The organism is Streptomyces subrutilus, from assembly GCF_008704535.1.
Lineage (GTDB): Bacteria > Actinomycetota > Actinomycetes > Streptomycetales > Streptomycetaceae > Streptomyces > Streptomyces subrutilus.
In genome coordinates, this window is record NZ_CP023701.1 from 5,467,758 (window position 1) to 5,486,311 (window position 18,554).

Annotated in this window: 16 protein-coding genes; 13 read left to right on the forward strand and 3 right to left on the reverse strand. The window is 73.1% G+C overall.

Annotated elements, in window-relative coordinates; translation table 11 throughout:
- Window positions 1–256: 256 nt before the first annotated feature.
- The 6 genes from ftsZ (at window position 257) to CP968_RS24230 (ending at window position 5,346) form a co-directional block, all read left to right on the forward strand.
- Entirely contained in the window at window positions 257–1,462 is a 1,206-nt protein-coding gene (ftsZ, locus tag CP968_RS24205; RefSeq protein ID WP_150520001.1) for a cell division protein FtsZ, read from the forward strand.
- Entirely contained in the window at window positions 1,459–2,193 is a 735-nt protein-coding gene (gene pgeF, locus CP968_RS24210) for a peptidoglycan editing factor PgeF (protein ID WP_150520002.1), read from the forward strand. Before ftsZ ends, pgeF begins: the two co-directional genes overlap by 4 nt.
- A complete protein-coding gene (locus CP968_RS24215; protein ID WP_150520003.1) occupies window positions 2,194–2,913 on the forward strand; it encodes a YggS family pyridoxal phosphate-dependent enzyme in 720 nt (239 codons plus the stop codon).
- A 149-nt stretch (window positions 2,914–3,062) separates the two neighbouring features.
- The gene (locus CP968_RS24220) at window positions 3,063–3,680 is read left to right on the forward strand and encodes a cell division protein SepF (RefSeq protein WP_150520004.1); all 618 of its coding nucleotides are present in this window, start codon (window positions 3,063–3,065) and stop codon (window positions 3,678–3,680) included.
- Between the two features lie 60 nt (window positions 3,681–3,740).
- Window positions 3,741–4,037 carry a YggT family protein gene (locus tag CP968_RS24225; protein WP_030155988.1) on the forward strand — a complete coding sequence of 99 codons (297 nt, stop codon included), beginning with the start codon at window positions 3,741–3,743 and terminating at the stop codon, window positions 4,035–4,037.
- 82 nt (window positions 4,038–4,119) lie between these two features.
- Window positions 4,120–5,346: a DivIVA domain-containing protein gene (locus tag CP968_RS24230; RefSeq protein ID WP_150520005.1), complete on the forward strand. Its 1,227-nt coding sequence runs from the start codon at window positions 4,120–4,122 to the stop codon at window positions 5,344–5,346.
- A 208-nt stretch (window positions 5,347–5,554) separates the two neighbouring features.
- Here the strand turns inward: CP968_RS24230 and ileS are convergent, their stop codons facing one another.
- A complete protein-coding gene (ileS, locus tag CP968_RS24235) occupies window positions 5,555–8,701 on the reverse strand; it encodes an isoleucine--tRNA ligase (RefSeq protein ID WP_150520006.1) in 3,147 nt (1,048 codons plus the stop codon).
- Between the two features lie 564 nt (window positions 8,702–9,265).
- On the opposite strand from ileS, the gene CP968_RS24245 reads away from it, so the two are divergent.
- The 5 genes from CP968_RS24245 to CP968_RS24265 all read left to right on the forward strand — a co-directional run bounded on the left by CP968_RS24245 (window position 9,266) and on the right by CP968_RS24265 (window position 14,125).
- Entirely contained in the window at window positions 9,266–10,042 is a 777-nt protein-coding gene (locus CP968_RS24245) for a TraR/DksA family transcriptional regulator (RefSeq protein WP_150520007.1), read from the forward strand.
- Between the two features lie 179 nt (window positions 10,043–10,221).
- A complete protein-coding gene (lspA, locus tag CP968_RS24250; protein WP_229886362.1) occupies window positions 10,222–10,764 on the forward strand; it encodes a signal peptidase II in 543 nt (180 codons plus the stop codon).
- 110 nt (window positions 10,765–10,874) lie between these two features.
- Window positions 10,875–11,816, forward strand: coding sequence for an RluA family pseudouridine synthase (locus CP968_RS24255; RefSeq protein ID WP_150520009.1), 942 nt, complete (start codon window positions 10,875–10,877; stop codon window positions 11,814–11,816).
- The gene (locus CP968_RS24260) at window positions 11,813–12,307 is read left to right on the forward strand and encodes a GNAT family N-acetyltransferase (RefSeq protein ID WP_150520010.1); all 495 of its coding nucleotides are present in this window, start codon (window positions 11,813–11,815) and stop codon (window positions 12,305–12,307) included. The genes CP968_RS24255 and CP968_RS24260 overlap by 4 nt, the downstream gene beginning before the upstream one ends.
- Window positions 12,308–12,535: 228 nt before the next feature.
- Window positions 12,536–14,125 (forward strand): Na+/H+ antiporter, encoded by a 1,590-nt coding sequence (locus CP968_RS24265; protein ID WP_150520011.1) that lies wholly within the window; start codon window positions 12,536–12,538, stop codon window positions 14,123–14,125.
- 54 nt (window positions 14,126–14,179) lie between these two features.
- Here CP968_RS24265 and CP968_RS24270 read toward each other — a convergent pair whose 3' ends face one another.
- Together CP968_RS24270 and CP968_RS24275 are read right to left on the reverse strand one after the other, a co-directional pair.
- Window positions 14,180–15,190, reverse strand: coding sequence for an SDR family NAD(P)-dependent oxidoreductase (locus tag CP968_RS24270; RefSeq protein WP_150520012.1), 1,011 nt, complete (start codon window positions 15,188–15,190; stop codon window positions 14,180–14,182).
- Window positions 15,187–16,368 (reverse strand): UDP-N-acetylglucosamine--N-acetylmuramyl-(pentapeptide) pyrophosphoryl-undecaprenol N-acetylglucosamine transferase, encoded by a 1,182-nt coding sequence (locus CP968_RS24275; RefSeq protein ID WP_150520013.1) that lies wholly within the window; start codon window positions 16,366–16,368, stop codon window positions 15,187–15,189. The genes CP968_RS24270 and CP968_RS24275 overlap by 4 nt, the downstream gene beginning before the upstream one ends.
- Before the next feature lie 73 nt (window positions 16,369–16,441).
- On the opposite strand from CP968_RS24275, the gene CP968_RS24280 reads away from it, so the two are divergent.
- Together CP968_RS24280 and CP968_RS24285 are read left to right on the forward strand one after the other, a co-directional pair.
- Entirely contained in the window at window positions 16,442–17,146 is a 705-nt protein-coding gene (locus CP968_RS24280) for a response regulator transcription factor (RefSeq protein WP_373304060.1), read from the forward strand.
- Window positions 17,143–18,549 (forward strand): sensor histidine kinase, encoded by a 1,407-nt coding sequence (locus CP968_RS24285; protein WP_229886352.1) that lies wholly within the window; start codon window positions 17,143–17,145, stop codon window positions 18,547–18,549. The genes CP968_RS24280 and CP968_RS24285 overlap by 4 nt, the downstream gene beginning before the upstream one ends.
- Window positions 18,550–18,554: the final 5 nt, after the last annotated feature.

Here is an 18,554-nt window from a genome sequence, read left to right on the forward strand (position 1 = left end):
CCTGGTTGGCCAGCGATACGGGTGATCACATAGGGTGAAAAGAAAAACGGGAGGTTCGGCGTGTTCGTTGAACACGCGCTACTTGTCGACTTAGTGTCCTGTTCGGAAGAGTCCAAGGAACAGACACACCCCTCACCCTAAACTTCAGGGTGAGGGTTCGGGTCGGCGCGTTGGAACCGTCCCTATTTCGGCATCAGTCGTCGCAACGCAGGCCCGCGAGGCGGCGACACGTAACTCGAGGCGAGAGGCCTTCGACGTGGCAGCACCGCAGAACTACCTCGCAGTCATCAAGGTCATCGGTGTCGGCGGCGGTGGTGTCAATGCCATCAACCGAATGATCGAGGTCGGTCTCAAGGGCGTCGAGTTCATCGCCATCAACACGGACGCCCAGGCGCTGTTGATGAGCGACGCCGACGTCAAGCTCGACGTCGGCCGCGAACTCACCCGGGGCCTCGGCGCCGGCGCGAACCCGGCCGTCGGCCGCAAGGCGGCAGAGGACCACCGCGAGGAGATCGAGGAGGTCCTCAAGGGGGCCGACATGGTCTTCGTGACCGCCGGTGAGGGCGGTGGCACCGGTACCGGCGGCGCACCCGTCGTCGCCAACATCGCACGCTCGCTGGGCGCCCTGACGATCGGTGTGGTCACCCGGCCGTTCACCTTCGAGGGCCGGCGCCGCGCGAACCAGGCGGAGGACGGCATCGCCGAGCTCCGCGAAGAGGTCGACACCCTCATCGTCATCCCCAACGACCGCCTGCTGTCCATCTCCGACCGCCAGGTCAGCGTGCTGGACGCCTTCAAGTCGGCCGACCAGGTCCTGCTGTCCGGCGTCCAGGGCATCACCGATCTGATCACCACACCGGGTCTGATCAACCTCGACTTCGCGGACGTCAAGTCCGTGATGTCCGAGGCGGGCTCGGCCCTCATGGGCATCGGCTCGGCCCGCGGCGACGACCGCGCGGTGGCCGCGGCCGAGATGGCGATCTCCTCGCCGCTGCTGGAGGCGTCCATCGACGGCGCCCGCGGCGTGCTGCTCTCCATCTCGGGCGGCTCGGACCTCGGTCTCTTCGAGATCAACGAGGCCGCGCAGCTCGTGAGCGAGGCGGCGCACCCCGAGGCGAACATCATCTTCGGCGCCGTCATCGACGACGCGCTCGGCGACGAGGTACGGGTCACCGTCATCGCGGCCGGGTTCGACGGCGGACAGCCCCCGGCCCGCCGGGACAACGTCATCGGCGCCGTGTCCACGAAGCGCGAGGAGCCGGCCCCCGCGCCGGTCCGCGCGGCCGAGCCGGTCCGGCCGGCCTTCGGCGGACTCGGTTCGGTCACCCCGCGCGAGGAGCCGCCGGCCCCGGTCGAGTCGGCGCCGGTCGAGACCCAGGCCCCCGCGCCGCAGGTCCCGACGGCCCGTCCGTACCAGGACAGCCCGGCCGAGGAACTGGATGTCCCGGACTTCTTGAAGTGACACCGGAGCAGCACCACGTGGGCGGCGCCCACTTCGCCTTCACCGACCGGTGGGGCGGAGTGAGCGCCGTTCCGTACTCGGAGCTCAACCTCGGCGGCGCGGTCGGAGACGACCCGGCCGCCGTTCTCGCGAACCGGGCCGGGGCGGCGCGGTCGCTGGGCCTCGGTCCGGACCGGGTGGTCTGGATGAACCAGGTGCACGGGCGGGACGTCGCGGTGGTCGACGGGCCGTGGGACTCCGAGGCCGAGATCCCCGCCGTGGACGCGGTGGTGACCGCGCGTCGGGGCCTCGCCCTCGCCGTGCTGACCGCCGACTGCACCCCGGTCCTGCTGGCCGACCCCGTCGCCGGGGTGGTGGGCGCCGCCCACGCCGGACGGCCCGGGCTGGTCGCGGGGGTGGTGCCCGCGGCCGTGGCGGCGATGGTCTCCCTCGGGGCGGAGCCCGGCCGGATCGTGGCCCACACCGGGCCCGCGGTCTGCGGACGCTGTTACGAGGTGCCGGCCGCGATGCGCGACGAGGTCGCCGAAGTGGTCCCGGCCGCACGGGCCGAGACGAGCTGGGGCACCCCGGCCGTCGACGTGGTCGCGGGAGTGCACGCGCAGCTCGCCGGGGCGGGGGTGGTGGACGGCGGCCGTTCCGCGGTCTGCACACTGGAGTCGCGGGACCACTTCTCGTACCGCCGCGACCGGGTGACCGGGCGGCTTGCCGGATATGTCTGGTTGGACCAATAGATGACGGACCGTAAGTCGGAGCTCGCGGAGAACCTCGCGCGAGTGGAGGGGCGCATAGCGTCGGCCTGCGCGGCGGCGGGGCGCGAGCGGGGGGAGGTGACCCTCATCGTGGTCACCAAGACCTACCCGGCGAGTGACGTACGACTGCTGGCGGACCTGGGGGTCCGTCATGTGGCGGAGAATCGGGACCAGGACGCCGCCCCCAAGGCCGCGGCCTGTGCGGACCTGCCGCTCACCTGGCACTTCGTCGGTCAGTTGCAGACGAACAAGGCCCGTTCCGTGGCGGGATACGCGCACCTGGTGCAATCGGTCGACCGGCCCCGGCTGGTGACCGCCCTCTCGGCGGCCGCGGTGGCCGGCGGCCGCGAGCTCGGCTGCCTCGTGCAGATCGCGCTCGACGCGGAGTCGGGGGAGCGCGGGGCCCGCGGTGGCGCGGCGCCCGAGCAGTTGGCCGGACTCGCGGACCTCGTGGCGGATTCGCCCGGACTGCGGATCGACGGCCTGATGACCGTCGCACCTCTGTCCGGTCCGTACGCGGGCCGCGAACAGGCCGCTTTCGAGCGGCTGGTGGAATTGTCATCCCGGCTGCGCGCGGACCATCCGGCTGCCACGATGGTCTCGGCCGGAATGAGCTCGGACCTCGAACAGGCCGTGGCGGCCGGTGCGACACATGTACGCGTCGGCACTGCGGTACTCGGCGCGAGACCCAGGCTCGGGTAACGTCGCGAAGAAAGTCGGACCACAGCAGAAAATATGGTCATTCCCGCTGATGGGCGGGCAGACCACGTGGATCGCGGGCAGTTGGTGACATTCGTGACACGGCGGCACCTGCGACAGGGCGATCCACCACAGAGCGGAGGACTCAGAGAATGGCCGGCGCGATGCGCAAGATGGCGGTCTACCTCGGCCTCGTGGAGGACGACCGGTACGACAACCCGGGGTACGACCCCGACGACGAGTTCGAGCCCGAGCCGGAACCCGAACGGGCCCGCGACCGGGACCGTCGGCAGCAGCCCGTCCACCAACCGCCCGTAACGGACGAACCGGTACGAGTCGTTCAGCCTCCGGCGCAGCGGGAGCCCATCCCAATTCCGGTTGAAAACGGACGTCCTGCACGAATCGCCCCCGTGGCATCCATCACACCTGACCGCTCGAACCTGGAGAAGAACGCCCCCGTGATCATGCCCAAGGTCGTCTCCGAGCGGGAGCCGTACCGCATCACGACGCTGCACCCCCGGACCTACAACGAGGCCCGTACCATCGGGGAACACTTCCGTGAGGGCACTCCGGTGATCATGAATCTCACGGAGATGGACGACACCGATGCGAAGCGCCTCGTGGACTTCGCGGCCGGTCTCGTCTTCGGCCTGCACGGCAGCATTGAACGGGTGACACAGAAGGTGTTCCTGCTGTCGCCTGCTAACGTCGATGTCACGGCGGAGGACAAGGCCCGCATCGCGGAGGGCGGGTTCTTCAACCAAAGCTAGACCGATCCGTCAGATACGGGACCGGGAACAGAGCGGGAGCAGGGGAGAGGGAAGCGCGGGATGGGTGTCGCACTACAGGTGGTCTACATCGCGCTGATGTGCTTCCTCATCGTGCTGATCTTCCGACTGGTCATGGACTACGTGTTCCAGTTCGCACGTTCATGGACGCCCGGCAAGGCGATGGTGGTCGTTCTGGAGGCCACCTACACTGTCACCGATCCACCGCTCAAGCTTCTTCGGCGTTTCATCCCGCCGTTGCGTCTCGGGGGCGTGGCACTCGACCTGTCCTTCTTCGTTCTGATGATCATCGTTTACATCCTCATCAGTTTCGTGAGCACCGCTGCGAGAAGCGTGTGAACGATGTGCTTCCCCGCGGGCGCGGGGACAGTCCCGATACGGTCTTGCCGACTGCCGACGACTACGTAGAGGTGAAGAAGACATGCCGCTGACCCCTGAGGACGTGCGGAACAAGCAGTTCACGACCGTCCGCCTCCGAGAAGGCTATGACGAGGACGAGGTCGATGCCTTCCTCGACGAGGTCGAGTCCGAACTGACGCGCCTGCTGCGCGAGAACGAGGACCTGCGCGCCAAGCTGGCGGCCGCGACGCGCGCCGCCGCGCAGAACCAGCAGCAGCAGGGGATGCGCAAGCCGGAACCCCAGGACCAGCGAGGCCCCGGCGCCCCCGTGCCCGCGGCCATATCCGGCCCGCCGCAGCAGCAGCAGCCCCAGATGGGCCCGCCCCAACTGCCGGGCGGACAGCCGCAGCTCCCGGCCGGCCCCGGCGGACACGGTCCCCAGGGTCCGGGTCCGATGGGCGGCCCCATGCAGCAGCACCCCATGGGCGGCCCCCAGGGCATGAACCCGCAACAGCAGCAGCAGATGCAGCAGCAGCAGCAGTCGATGGGCGGCCAGAACCCGCTCGGCCAGCCGATGGGCCAGCAGATGCAGCCGATGGGGCAGCAGATGCAGCCCATGGGCCAGCAGATGCACCAGCACCAGCAGCAGCAGCCGCAGCAGCTCCCGCAGCAGGGCCCCGGTGGCGACAGCGCCGCCCGCGTCCTGTCGCTGGCACAGCAGACAGCGGACCAGGCGATCGCCGAGGCCCGCTCCGAAGCCAACAAGATCGTCGGCGAGGCCCGTTCGCGCGCCGAGGGCCTGGAGCGGGACGCCCGCGCCAAGGCCGACGCGCTGGAGCGGGACGCGCAGGAGAAGCACCGCGTCGCGATGGGCTCCCTGGAGTCCGCCCGCGCCACGCTGGAGCGCAAGGTCGAGGACCTGCGGGGCTTCGAGCGCGAGTACCGCACGCGTCTGAAGTCCTACCTGGAGTCCCAGCTGCGTCAGCTGGAGACCCAGGCCGACGACTCCCTGGCCCCGCCGCGCAACCCGGGCGCCCCCTCGCTGCCGCCGTCGCCGTCGCCCTCGATGGCCCCGGCCGGTGCGATGGGCCACTCCATGGGCGGTCCCTCGATGGGTGGCCCGTCGATGGGCGGCCCGTCCCCCATGGGCGGTCCCTCCCCGATGGGAGCCCCGTCCTACGGCGGCGGCCAGCAGCAGATGTCCCCGGCGATGACCCAGCCGATGGCTCCGGTGCGGCCGGCCGCGCCGCAGCCGATGCAGGCGCCGTCGCCGATGCGGGGCTTCCTGATCGACGAGGACGACAACTAGGCGCCGCCGTCGCCTCTGTCGGCAGTCCGTGCGGGCCGGGCCCGGTTCCCCTTCGGGGGCACCGGGCCCGGCCCGTTTCCGTGGGCGGGTCCCGTTCGTGGGAGGGGGGCGGGTGCGGCGCCGGTCCCGTGGGCGGGGGCCGCGGTCGCCGGGGAACGGGAGCGGCCCGCGACCCCCGGTGGGGGCGCGGGCCGCGGGGCGGGGAGGGTCAGGCCTTGCGGAGGCGGAAGGTCAGGGACAGGGACTCGTCCGTGAACGGCTCGCCGTACCCGGCGTCGGCCTCGCCGGGGGCGAAGTCCGTCGCCAGGACCTCGTCGGCGATGAGGGCCGCGTGGTCGGTCAGCGCCGTCACGACCTCGGTGTCCGCCGAGGACCACCGCAGGGCGATCCGGTCCGCGACGTCCAGGCCGGAGTTCTTCCGGGCCTCCTGGATCAGCCGGATCGCGTCACGGGCCAGGCCCGCCAGCCGCAGCTCCGGGGTGATCTCCAGGTCCAGGGCGACCGTCGCGCCGGAGTCCGAGGCGACCGACCAGCCCTCGCGCGGGGTCTCGGTGATGATGACCTCCTCCGGGGAGAGGGTCACCTGCTCGCCGTCGACGACGACCGTGGCCCCGCCGGAGCGCAGGGCCAGGGAGAGCGCCGCCGCGTCGGCCGCGGCCACCGCCTTCGCCACGTCCTGCACGCCCTTGCCGAACCGCTTGCCCAGCGCCCGGAAGTTGGCCTTCGCGGTGGTGTCGACCAGGGAACCGCCGACCTCCGACAGGGAGGCCAGGGAGGCGACGTTCAGCTCCTCCGTGATCTGCGAGTGCAGCTCGGGGGAGAGGGACTCGAAGCCCGAGACCGCGACCAGCGCGCGCGACAGCGGCTGGCGGGTCTTGACGCCCGACTCCGCGCGGGTCGCACGGCCCAGCTCCACGAGCCGGCGCACCAGCAGCATCTGCCGGGACAGCTCAGGGTCGATCGCCGCCCGGTCCGCCTCCGGCCAGGACGACAGGTGCACCGACTCGGGGGCGTCCGGCGCCACCGGGACGACCATGTCCTGCCAGACCCGCTCCGTGATGAACGGGGTGAGCGGGGCCAGCAGCCGGGTCACCGTCTCCACGACCTCGTGCAGGGTGCGCAGCGCGGCCGCGTCGCCCTGCCAGAAGCGGCGGCGCGAGCGGCGGACGTACCAGTTGGAGAGGTCGTCGACGAACGCGGACAGGAGCTTGCCGGCGCGCTGGGTGTCGTAGGCCTCCATCGCGTCCGTGACCTCGGCGGTCAGGGCGTGCAGCTCGGAGAGCAGCCAGCGGTCCAGGACCGGGCGGTCGGCCGGCGCCGGGTCGGACGCCGAGGGGGCCCAGTTCGACGTACGGGCGTACAGGGCCTGGAAGGCCACCGTGTTCCAGTACGTGAGGAGGGTCTTGCGGACGACCTCCTGGATGGTGCCGTGGCCCACGCGCCGCGCCGCCCACGGGGAGCCGCCCGCCGCCATGAACCAGCGCACCGCGTCCGCGCCGTGCTGGTCCATCAGCGGGATCGGCTGGAGGATGTTGCCCAGGTGCTTGGACATCTTGCGGCCGTCCTCGGCGAGGATGTGGCCGAGGCAGACCACGTTCTCGTAGGCCGACTTGTCGAAGACCAGGGTGCCGACCGCCATCAGGGTGTAGAACCACCCGCGCGTCTGGTCGATGGCCTCCGAGATGAACTGCGCCGGGTAGCGCTTCTCGAAGAGGTCCTTGTTCTTGTACGGGTAGCCCCACTGCGCGAACGGCATCGAACCCGAGTCGTACCAGGCGTCGATGACCTCCGGCACGCGCACGGCGGTCAGCGGGCAGCCCTCGGCCGTGCAGGGGAAGGTGACCGCGTCGATGTACGGGCGGTGCGGGTCCAGGTCGGACTGGTCCGTGCCGGACAGCTCGCTCAGCTCGGCGCGCGAGCCGACGCAGGTGAGGTGGTCCTCCTCGCAGCGCCAGATCGGCAGCGGGGTGCCCCAGTAGCGGTTGCGCGAGAGCGCCCAGTCGATGTTGTTGTTCAGCCAGTCGCCGAAGCGGCCCTGCTTGACCGAGTCCGGGAACCAGTTGGTCTTCTCGTTCTCCCGCAGCATCGCGTCCTTGACGGCGGTGGTGCGGACGTACCAGGACGGCTGGGCGTAGTAGAGCAGCGCCGTGTGGCAGCGCCAGCAGTGCGGGTAGCTGTGCTCGTACGCGATGTGCTTGAAGAGCAGGCCGCGCGCGTCGAGGTCGGCGGTCAGCTTCTCGTCCGCCTTCTTGAAGAAGACGCCGCCCACCAGCGGGACCTCCTCCTCGAAGGTGCCGTCGGGGCGGACCGGGTTCACGACGGGCAGGCCGTACGCGCGGCAGACCGCGAGGTCGTCGGCGCCGAAGGCCGGGGACTGGTGGACCAGACCCGTACCGTCCTCGGTCGTGACGTACTCGGCGTTCACCACGTAGTGGGCGGGGGCCGGGAACTCGATCAGCGAGAAGGGGCGCTCGTACGCCCAGCGCTCCATCTCCTTGCCGGTGAAGGACTCGCCGGTGGCCTCCCAGCCCTCGCCGAGGGCCTTCTCCAGCAGCGGCGCGGCGACGACGAGCTTCTCCTCGCCGTTCGTCGCGACCACGTACGCCACCTCGGGGTGGACGGCGACGGCGGTGTTGGACACCAGGGTCCACGGGGTCGTCGTCCAGACCAGCAGCGCGGCCTCGCCCGCGAGGGGGCCGGAGGTCAGCGGGAAGCGGACGTAGACCGAGGGGTCGACGACCGTCTCGTAGCCCTGGGCCAGCTCGTGGTCGGAGAGGCCGGTGCCGCAGCGCGGACACCAGGGGGCGACGCGGTGGTCCTGGGTGAGCAGCCCCTTGTTGAAGATCTCCTTCAGCGACCACCACACGGACTCGACGTACTCGGGGTCCATGGTGCGGTAGGCGTCGTCCAGGTCGACCCAGTAGCCCATCCGGCTCGTGAGCTCGGCGAACGCGTCGGTGTGGCGCGTCACGGACTCGCGGCACCTGGCGTTGAACTCGGCGATGCCGTACGCCTCGATGTCCTGCTTGCCGTTGAAGCCCAGCTCCTTCTCGACGGCGAGCTCGACGGGCAGGCCGTGGCAGTCCCAGCCGGCCTTGCGGGCCACGTGGTAGCCGCGCATGGTGCGGAAGCGGGGGAAGACGTCCTTGAAGACGCGGGCCTCGATGTGGTGCGCGCCGGGCATGCCGTTCGCGGTGGGCGGGCCCTCGTAGAAGACCCACTCGGGGCGGCCCTCGGACTGCTCCAGGGTCTTGGCGAAGGTCTTGCTCTCGCGCCAGAAGTCGAGAACGGCGTGTTCGAGGGCGGGCAGGTCGACCTGGGCGGGTACCGGGCGGTACTGCGGCGGTGTGGTCATGAGGCTGAACTCTTCCTCCGGCGGGATGTCACGTCCGTCCGGAGGGACGAGAGCCGCACTGCTGCTCCCGCGGTACCACCCTCCTTGGCCTCCGGACGGGTCCGGCGGCCCCCTCATTGGGGTGCGAAGCCGGTTCTACTCGCCTCCGGGACCCCTGCGGGCCCCGTACGGCTTTCCTCCGGCGGCTCCGGGGTGATCCTTCACGTCGCGCTCGCCCCCGGGCTCTCACCGTCCCCGGGTCGCTCCTGGCTGCGTCCGACGCTACTCGTCCCCATCCATGCCTTTCGCTGGGCCCAGTGTACGGGGCCGGAGGGCACCCGGCCTACCGGTTTGCGGGGGGCCCGGCGGGGGCCGGGGAGGGGCGTCGGCGTGACCCGTACGGGCCGACGGGCCCCCACGGGATCCGGTGGGGGCCGCAGGGCGGATATTCGGGCTTCCGGATGGGCACAACGGATGCAGGTTGGCCGCGCGGGGCGCGTGCCCCGTTGCCGCGGGGCCGGAGCCGATTTATCGTTCCGGCACGATTCGCGAGCAATGATCACAGTATGTGAAGGGGCCGCGGCCATGGTGGCGAAGAAGACCGCCGGGAGTACTGCCAAGAAGGCCGTCGCGAAGCCCGCGGCCGCCGAGGACGAGGCTCCGGCCGAGCAGGTGACCGCGGCCCGCAAGACCGCGGCCCGCAAGACCGCGGCCCGCAAGACCGCCGCCGCGAAGAAGGCGGACGGCGGTACGGGCTCCGCCGGGAAGCGCAAGGCCGCGGCCGGGAAGACCGCGGCAGGGAAGGCACCGGCCGAGAAGGCCGCGGCCGAGGGGGCGGCGCACGCCGCGAAGACGACGGGAGCGCGCACAGTGGTTGCCAAGAAGAGCACCGGTACGGCGAGGAAGACGGCCACGGCCGCCACCAGCGGGCTGCCCAAGGCGAAGGCGGCCGCGGTCAGCGTCCCCGGCGAGCTCGCCGTACGGCCCGGGGAGGAGCCGTGGACGCGGGAGGAGGTCGAGGAGGCCCGCAGCGGGCTGATGGCCGAGGCGCTGCGGCTGCGCGCCGAGCTCGACGCGTCCGAGGCGGCCATCTCCGGCCTGATGCGCGACTCCGGGGACGGCGCGGGCGACGACCAGGCCGACACCGGCACCAAGAACATCACCCGGGAGTCCGAGCTGGCGCTCGCGGCGAACGCCAGCTCCATGCTGGAGCAGACCGAGCGGGCCCTGGAACGGCTGGAGGCGGGCACGTACGGCCTCTGCGAGAACTGCGGCAAGCCCATCGGCAAGGCCAGGATGCAGGCCTTCCCGCGGGCCACGCTGTGCGTGGACTGCAAGCAGAAGCAGGAGCGGCGGCACTAGCCGCCGGTACCGGCTTCCCGTGCGGGCGCGTCGGGTGCGGGCGGTTCGGGTGCGGGCGGGCGGTCCGGGGGCGCCCTGACGTACTCTCGTGTTCCGTCAGGGTCCAGGAACCTGGCGGGGCTGTGCCGGCAACCTGGTTCGAGCTAGTTCGAGGGACTCACGTGGCAGAGGCGGAGCGCATCATCGGTACGCCGGAGGTCGGGGACGACGCCCAGCCGGAGTCCGCCGAGCCCAAGGGGCGCCGGCGGATCACGGCCCTGCTCGTCGTGGCGCTGCTCGCCTACCTGCTGGACCTCGGCAGCAAGATGCTGGTCGTGGCGAAGCTGGAGCACCAGCCGCCGATCGACGTCATCGGGGACCTGCTGAAGTTCACGGCCATCCGCAACCCGGGCGCCGCCTTCGGCTTCGGCGAGGCCTTCACCGTGATCTTCACCTGCATCGCGGCCGGTGTGATCGTGGTGATCGTCCGGCTGGCCCGCAAGCTGTACAGCCTGCCCTGGGCCATCGCGCTGGGCCTGCTGCTCGGCGGTGCGCTGGGGAACCTGACCGACCGGCTCTTCCGCTCGCCGGGCGTCTTCCGGGGCGCGGTCGTCGACTTCATCGCCCCGGCCCACTTCGCGGTCTTCAACCTCGCGGACTCGGCGATCGTCTGCGGCGGCATCCTGATCGTGCTGCTGTCCTTCAAGGGCCTGGACCCGGACGGCACCGTCCACAAGGACTGACCGACCGGTGCCCGCCGGCCGCCCCGCGCGGGCCGGCCGGGGGCCCGCGCGGGGCGGCCGGCGGGTCTCCGGCGGGAATGCCCGTCTGCCGAGTCCTGCATACTCGACAGGTGAGTACGATTCCCGAGGTCCGCACCCTGCCCGTTCCCGATGGCCTGGAGGGCGAGCGCGTCGACGCCGCCATCGCCCGTATGTTCGGATTTTCCCGGACGAAGGCGGCCGAACTCGCGGCCGCGGGGAAGGTGTCGGTCGACGGCAGTGTCGTCGGGAAGTCCGAGCGCGTGCACGGTGGCGCCTGGCTCGAAGTCGAGATGCCCGCCCCGGCCCGCCCGGTCGAGCTCGTCGCCGAGCCCGTTCCGGGCATGGAGATCGTCCATGACGACGACGACATCGTCGTCATCATGAAGCCGGTGGGCGTCGCCGCCCACCCGAGCCCCGGCTGGACCGGCACCACCGTCATCGGCGGCCTCGCCGCGGCCGGGTACCGCATCTCCACCTCCGGCGCCGCCGAGCGCCAGGGCATCGTGCACCGCCTCGACGTCGGCACCTCCGGCCTGATGGCGGTCGCCAAGTCGGAGCGCGCCTACACCTCGCTGAAGAACCAGTTCCGCGAGCGGGTCGTGGACAAGCGCTACCACGCGCTGGTCCAGGGCCACCCGGACCCGATGAGCGGCACGATCGACGCGCCGATCGGCCGCCACCCCAACGCCGACTACAAGTGGGCGGTGACGCAGGAGGGCAAGCCCTCCGTCACCCACTACGACCTGATCGAGGCCTTCCGGGCCGCGTCGCTGCTGGACATCAAGCTGGAGACCGGCCGGACGCACCAGATCCGCGTGCACATGTCCGCCCACCGCCACCCCTGCGTCGGCGACCTCACCTACGGCGCCGACCCGACCGTCGCGAAGCGGCTCGGCCTGACCCGGCAGTGGCTGCACGCGGTGCGGCTGGGCTTCGAGCACCCGTCGGACGGCCAGTGGGTCGAGTTCGAGAGCACCTACCCGGCCGACCTCCAGCACGCGCTGGACGTGATCCGGGCCGAGAGCGAGTGACGGCCCCGGCGGGCTCCGCTCCCGCGGCCTTCGCCGTCCGGGTGGCGGTCTCCGAGGCGGACCTGAAGGCCTGCTTCGCGGTCCGGACCGAGGTGTTCGTGGTCGAGCAGTCGGTTCCGGAATCCATCGAGTACGACGCGTACGACGCCGTGGCGCTGCACGTCCTGGCCGAGAGCGCGGACGGGGCGCCGCTGGGCACCGGCCGGCTGCTCCACGGGCCCGCCGCGCTGGCCAAGACCGGCTCCCCCGAGGGCGGCTCCCTGGGCCGCCTCGCGGTGACCGCCGGGGCGCGGGGGCTGGGCGTGGGGGTGGCGCTGGTCCGGGCGATCGAGGCGCAGGCGGCGGCCCTGGGGCTGTCGTACGTCGACCTCGGTGCGCAGACGCATGCGCTGGGCTTCTACGAGCGGCTCGGGTACGTGGCGTACGGGGCGGAGTTCCTGGACGCGGGGATCGCGCACCGCTCCATGCGGCGTCCCCTCGCGGGGGGCTGAGCGGGGGTCCGGGGCTGCGCCCCGGGCCCGGGGCCGGTGGCCGGCCGGTGCCGGCGATCGGGGCTCCGCCCCGGGCCCCCGCGTCTCGCGCGTCGGACGGGGCCGGATGTGTGCGGCGCCCGCGTTTCGCGGGTCGGTGGTGCTGGGTTCGCGCGCTGCCGGTGGGGTGTGGTCGTCGACACGCTTCGGCGGGCGGCGTCGGGCGGGGTGGCCTGGCAGGGTGGGGGAGTGGATCAGCTTGCCCTGCTCTTCGTGCTGCTGCTCGGAGCCGTCGTCACCGTCCCGCTCGGGGACCGGCTCGGTCTGCCCGCGCCCGTCCTCATGACCATCGGCGGGGTGGTGCTCGCGCTGGTTCCGGCCGTGCCGAACGTCGACATCCCGCCCGACTACATCCTGCCGCTGGTGCTGCCGCCGCTGCTGTACGCCTCCGTGCAGCGCACCTCGTGGCGCCAGTTCGCCGCCAACGTACGGCCCATCCTGCTGCTCGCCGTGGCCCTGGTGTTCGTCACCACCGCGGCCGTGGCCGCGGTCGCGCACTCCGTGGTGCCCGGGCTGCCGATCGCCGCCGCCGTCGCCCTCGGCGCGCTCGTCGCCCCGCCCGACCCGGTGGCCGCGACCGCCGTGGCCGGTTCGCTCGGGCTGCCCCGCCGCATGGTGTCGATCCTGGAGGGCGAGGGGCTCTTCAACGACGTCACCGCCATCGTGCTCTATCACGTGGCGATCGCCGCCGCCGTCAGCGGGAGCTTCTCGTGGCCGGACGCGCTGGGCGAGTTCTTCCTGTCGGCCGTCGTCGCCGTCGCCGTCGGGCTCGCCCTCGGCTGGGCCGCCAACCGGCTGATGGGCCGCCTCGGGGACGCCACCCTGCAGATCGGGCTGACGCTGCTGGTGCCGTTCGTCGCGTACGTGCTGGCGGAGGAGTTCAAGGGGTCGGGGGTGCTGGCCGTGCTGACGACGGCCCTGTTCCTCGCCGAGTACGCCACCGACGCCGACGACGTGCTCGGGCGGCTCGCCGGGCACACCTTCTGGGAAGTCGTCGACATGCTGGTCACCGGTGTCGCGTTCGGGCTGATCGGGTTGGAGCTGCACAACGTCTTCGGCACGGCCAAGGGCCGCGAGTGGGAGATGGCCGGATGGGCGGCGGTCGTGATCGCGGTGGTCGTCGGGGTCCGGCTGATGTGGCTGCTGCCGGCCGGCTGGCTGGCCCAGAAACTGCACGACCGGCGCGACTACGACGAGGAGATCCCGGTCAGCTGGCGCGAGAGCGTGGTCATGTGGTGGGCCGGGATGCGCGGGGTGGCCTCGGTGGCGCTGGCCCTCGCCATCCCGCTGCACACGGACGCCGGTGAACCCTTCCCGGGCCGCGACGAGATCGTCTTCATCGCCTTCGCCGTGATCATGGCGACGCTGGTGCTCCAGGGGCTGACCCTGCCGTGGCTGGTGCGGCGGCTGGGCGTGGAGGCCGACACGGACGCCGACCGCGAGACCGAACGGCAGCTGGCGATCCGCGCGGCGAAGGCCGCGAAGCGGCGGCTGAAGGAGATCCAGGAGGTCGAGGACCTGCCGGAGGACCTGATCGAGACGCTGCACCGGCGGGCGTACGACGTGGGGGCCCGCATCAGCCCCGACATGGTCGACGAGGAGCGGCGCGAGGCCTACGCGCAGCGGGTGGAGCGCATCCGGGACGTCCAGCGCATCCAGCGGGAGATGATGTCGGCCGCCCGCCACGAGGTGCTGTCCGCGCGCAGCGAGCCCGGCTCCGACCCGGAGATCGTGGACCGGGTGCTGCGGCACCTGGACGTACGGAGCCTGCGCAGCTGAGGCCCCCGGTCCCCGGTCCCCGGTCCCCGGTCGGGGGTCGGGGACCGGGGTGCGTCAGACGGTGTAGCGGTCCGGGGCGAAGAGGCCCGGGTGCGCCTCGATCCAGGCCGAGGTGCGGCGCAGCCCCTCTTCCAGGGAGACCCGCGGGCGCCAGCCGGCCCACTCGCGGGCCCGGGAGTTGTCCGACAGCAGCCGCTGGACCTCGCTGCCCGACGGGCGCAGCCGGGACGGGTCCACGACCACCTTCGCGTCCCGCCCCGACGCCGCGATCAGGGCCCCGGCCAGGTCGCCGACGGAGATCTCCCGGCCGGTGCCCAGGTTCACCACCTGGCCCAGGGCCCGGTCGCACTCGGCCACCGCGAGGAATCCCTCGGCGGTGTCCGTCACGTACGTGAAGTCGCGGGTCGGGGTGAGCGAGCCCAGCCGGACCTCCCGGGAGCCCGCGTGCAGCTGCGCCAGGATCGTCGGGATGACGGCGCGCGCCGACTGGCGGGGGCCGTAGGTGTTGAACGGCCGCACCACGGCGACCGGCAGCTCGAAGGCGTGGTGGAAGGAGAGCGCCATCATGTCCGAGCCGATCTTCGACGCCGAGTACGGGGACTGCGGCTGGAGCGGGTGCTCCTCGGAGATCGGAGCGGTCAGGGCGGTCCCGTAGACCTCGCTGGTGGAGGTGTGCACGAGGCGGCGCACGCCGTGCCGGCGGCAGGCCTCGGCCACGTTCTGCGTCCCGGTCACGTTGGTCTGCACGTAGGCGCCCGGCGAGGCGTAGCTGTACGGGATGCCGATGAGCGCCGCCAGGTGGAAGACCGTGTCGCAGCCGGCCACCGCGTCGCTGACCCGGCCCGCGTCGCGGACGTCGCCCGCCCACATCTCCACCCGGCCGTCCGGGTCGGCGAGGTGGTGGGCCAGGTGGCCCTTCTCCGCGTACGGCTTGTAGTGCACGAAGGCCCGCACCCGGGCGCCGCGCGCCACCAGCAGGTCCACCAGCGTCGAGCCGATGAACCCTTCGGCGCCGGTGACCAGGACGGTGCGGTCGGCCCAGGGGGTGGACTGGTTCGGGGTCATGCGTACTCCAGGGTGGTGGTGGGGTGGCCGGCCGCGCGCAGGACCTCCGCGGCCAGCAGTTCGGCGGCCCGCGCGTGCGGGCCGGGGTCGGCGGCGCCGGCCATCGCGGCCAGCCGGGCCGGGTCGGCGAGCAGCGGGCCGAGCAGCGCGGCGAGCCGCTCGGCGGTGGTCTCGGCGTCCGGCAGCAGCAGTCCGGCGCCCGCGTCGGACAGCACCCGGGCGTTGTGGGTCTGGTGGTCGCCGGGGGCGTACGGGTAGGGCACGAGGACCGCGGGCACCCCGGTCGCGGCGAGTTCCGCCACCGTCGCCGAACCGGCCCGGCACACCACCAGGTCGGCGGCCGCGTACGCCAGGTCCATCCGGTCCAGGTACGGCAGCGCCCGCGCGACGCGCTGCCCGCCCGAGGCCGCGAGGTCGGCGACGGTGTCCGGCAGCGCCGCCGGGCCCGTCTTCACCAGCAGCTGCACGTCCTCGCGCCCCTGCCAGAGCCCGGCCAGCCCGGCCGCCGCCCGGGTGAGCCGGACGGCGCCCAGGCTGCCGCCGTTGAAGACCACGAGCCGGCGTCCGGCGGGGACCCGCAGCGCCCGCCGGGCCTCGGCGCGCAGGGCCGCCCGGTCCGGTCCGGGCAGCCGGGCGAGCCCGGAGAGGGCCGCGGAGATCGGCATCCCGGTGGTCACCGCCCGCGCCCCGCCCGACAGGTGCGGGCGGCTGCGGTCGAAGGCCACCGCGACGTGCGGGGTGAGCCGGGCGGCGAACTGGTTGGCGCGGCCGGGCACCGCGTTGGACTCGTGGATGACGGCGGGCACCCCCGCGAGGCGCGCCCCGAGCACGGCGGGCGCGCTCGGGTAGCCGCCCATGCCGACGACGGCGTGCGCGCCCTGCGCCCGGATCACCGCGCGGGCCTGGTGCGCGGAGCGCAGCAGCGCCGCCGGCAGCAGGTACCGCCTGGCGCCCAGCGCCGGGTCGAAGGGGATCATGTCGACGGTGTGCAGGCGGTGGCCGGCCGCCGGGATCAGCTCGGTCTCCAGGCCCCGCTCGGTCCCGATGAACGAGACCACGGCGTCGGGGACGGCCGCGCGCAGCGCCTCGGCGAGGGCGAGGCCGGGATAGATGTGCCCGCCGGTGCCGCCCGCACCGATCACGACGGAAAGGGCCGCGGAGGTGTGTGGTGTGGTCATGGCCGCACACTCCCGGTGCGCCCTAAGAGGGTTCTAAGAGGTTCTCTCAGACGGCTTTGGCAGGCTTTGCCCCATGAGCTCCATGGGCAGCGCGCGCAGGCAGCGGATTCTGGTGGTGGACGACGAGCCCGAGGTGCGGGCAGCCGTCCAGGACGGGCTGGCCGTCGAGGGGTACGAGGTGAGGGGCGCGGCGGACGGGCTGGGCGCCCTGTCCGAGGTGGCGCTCTGGGAGCCCGACGCCCTCGTCCTGGACGTGATGATGCCGGTGCTCGACGGGCTGGGCGTGTGCCGGCGGCTGCGCGCGATGGGCGACCGCACCCCCGTCCTGGTGCTGACGGCGCTGGACTCGGTGAGCGAGCGGGTGGACGGGCTGGACGCGGGGGCCGACGACTACCTCGGCAAGCCGTTCGCGCTGGACGAGCTGGTCGCGCGGGTACGGGCGCTGCTCCGGCGGGCGGCGCCCGTACCCGCCGACGGCGCTGCCCTGGCCTTCGCCGACCTGTCGCTGGACCTCGCCACGCGCACCGGGCGGCGCGGCGGACGGCCGCTGGAGTTCAGCCGCACCGAGGCCGCCCTGCTCGAACTGCTGCTGCGCCACCCCGGCCAGGTCCTCCCGCGCGAGCTGGTCCTGGAGCTGGTGTGGGGGCGGGACTTCGGGCCGGACTCCAACTCCCTCGCGGTGTACGTCGGCTACCTGCGCCGGAAGCTGGAGGCCGGGGGCGAGCCGCGGCTGGTCCACACCGTGCACGGGGTCGGCTACCGGCTGGACACCGCGTGAGCGCCGGGGGCCGGGGGCCGGGGCGGCGCCGGCCGGGGGCGCGCTGGCGCCGCCGGCGGCCGCTGCGGACCCGGCTGGCCCTGGCGGTCACGGCCGCCGTGGCCTTCGTGGCCGTGGTGGTGTGCGCGGCCGCGTTCCTCGTCGTACGGTCGGCCCTGTACGAGCAGCTCGACCTCACCCTGACCCAGTCGGCCCGGCTGGCGGCCCAGCGCGAACCGGGGGCGGGGCCGGGCACGCTGGCCGGCGAGTGCCGGTTCCTGGCGGCCCCCGCCTGCGCGCAGGTGGTGCCCGCGGACCGGGCCGAAGACCCCCGGACGCCGGGACTGCTGCCGGTGGACCCGGCGGCCCGGGAGGTCGCGGCCGGCCGGCGGGCCCCGTACTACACGGACATCACCCTGGCCGGGCACCCGGCCCGGATGCTCACCACCGACTACGCGAAGGGGCGCGCGCTCCAGGTCGCCCTGCGGGCGGACACCGTGCAGGACGGCATCGCGGAGGCCGCGGGGTGGCTGCTGCTGACGGCGGCGGCCGGGGTGCTGCTCGCGGCCGTGCTCGGCCACTGGGTCTCGCGGACCGGCCTGGCCCCGGTCACCCGGCTCACCGCGACCGCCGAGCGGATCGCCGCCACCCGCGACCCGCGGCACCGGATCGAACTGCCGCCGCCCGGACGGGAGGACGAGATCACCCGGCTGGCCGGGAGTTTCAACACCATGCTCGGGGAGCTTGAGCAGTCCGTCACGGCGCAGCGGCGGCTGGTCGCGGACGCCTCGCACGAGCTGCGGACCCCGCTGACGGCCCTGCGCACCAACGCGGAGCTGCTGGCCCGGGCCGACCGGCTGACCGTGCCGCAGCGGGAGCGGGCGTCGGCCGCGCTGGGGCGGCAGCTGCGCGAGGTCACGGGCCTGGTGAACGACCTGATCGAACTGGCCCGCGACGAGGAGCCGCAGCCGCTGGTGGAGCAGGTCCGGCTGGGGCCGCTGGTGGAGCACTGCGTTCAGGCGGCGCGGGAGCACTGGCCGCAGGTGCCGTTCCGGGTGCGCGTGCCGGACGCGGCCGGCGGCGCCGGGGCGGTGGTCCCGGGGGTGCCGGCGCGGCTGACCCGGCTGCTGGGGAACCTGCTGGACAACGCGGCGAAGTTCAGCCCGGCCGGGCTGCCGGTGGAGGTGGAGCTGGCCGTGCTCGCCGGGGGGCCGGAACTGACGGTGCGCGACCACGGGCCGGGGATCGCGGCGCAGGACCTGCGCTTTGTCTTCGACCGGTTCTACCGCGCGGACTCGGCCCGGGCGCTGCCGGGGTCGGGGCTGGGCCTGGCCATGGCGCGGCAGATCGCGCGCGCGCACGGCGCGGAGCTGGCGGCGCAGCAGGCGCCGGGCGGCGGCGCGCTGTTCCGCCTGACGTTCTGACGGGC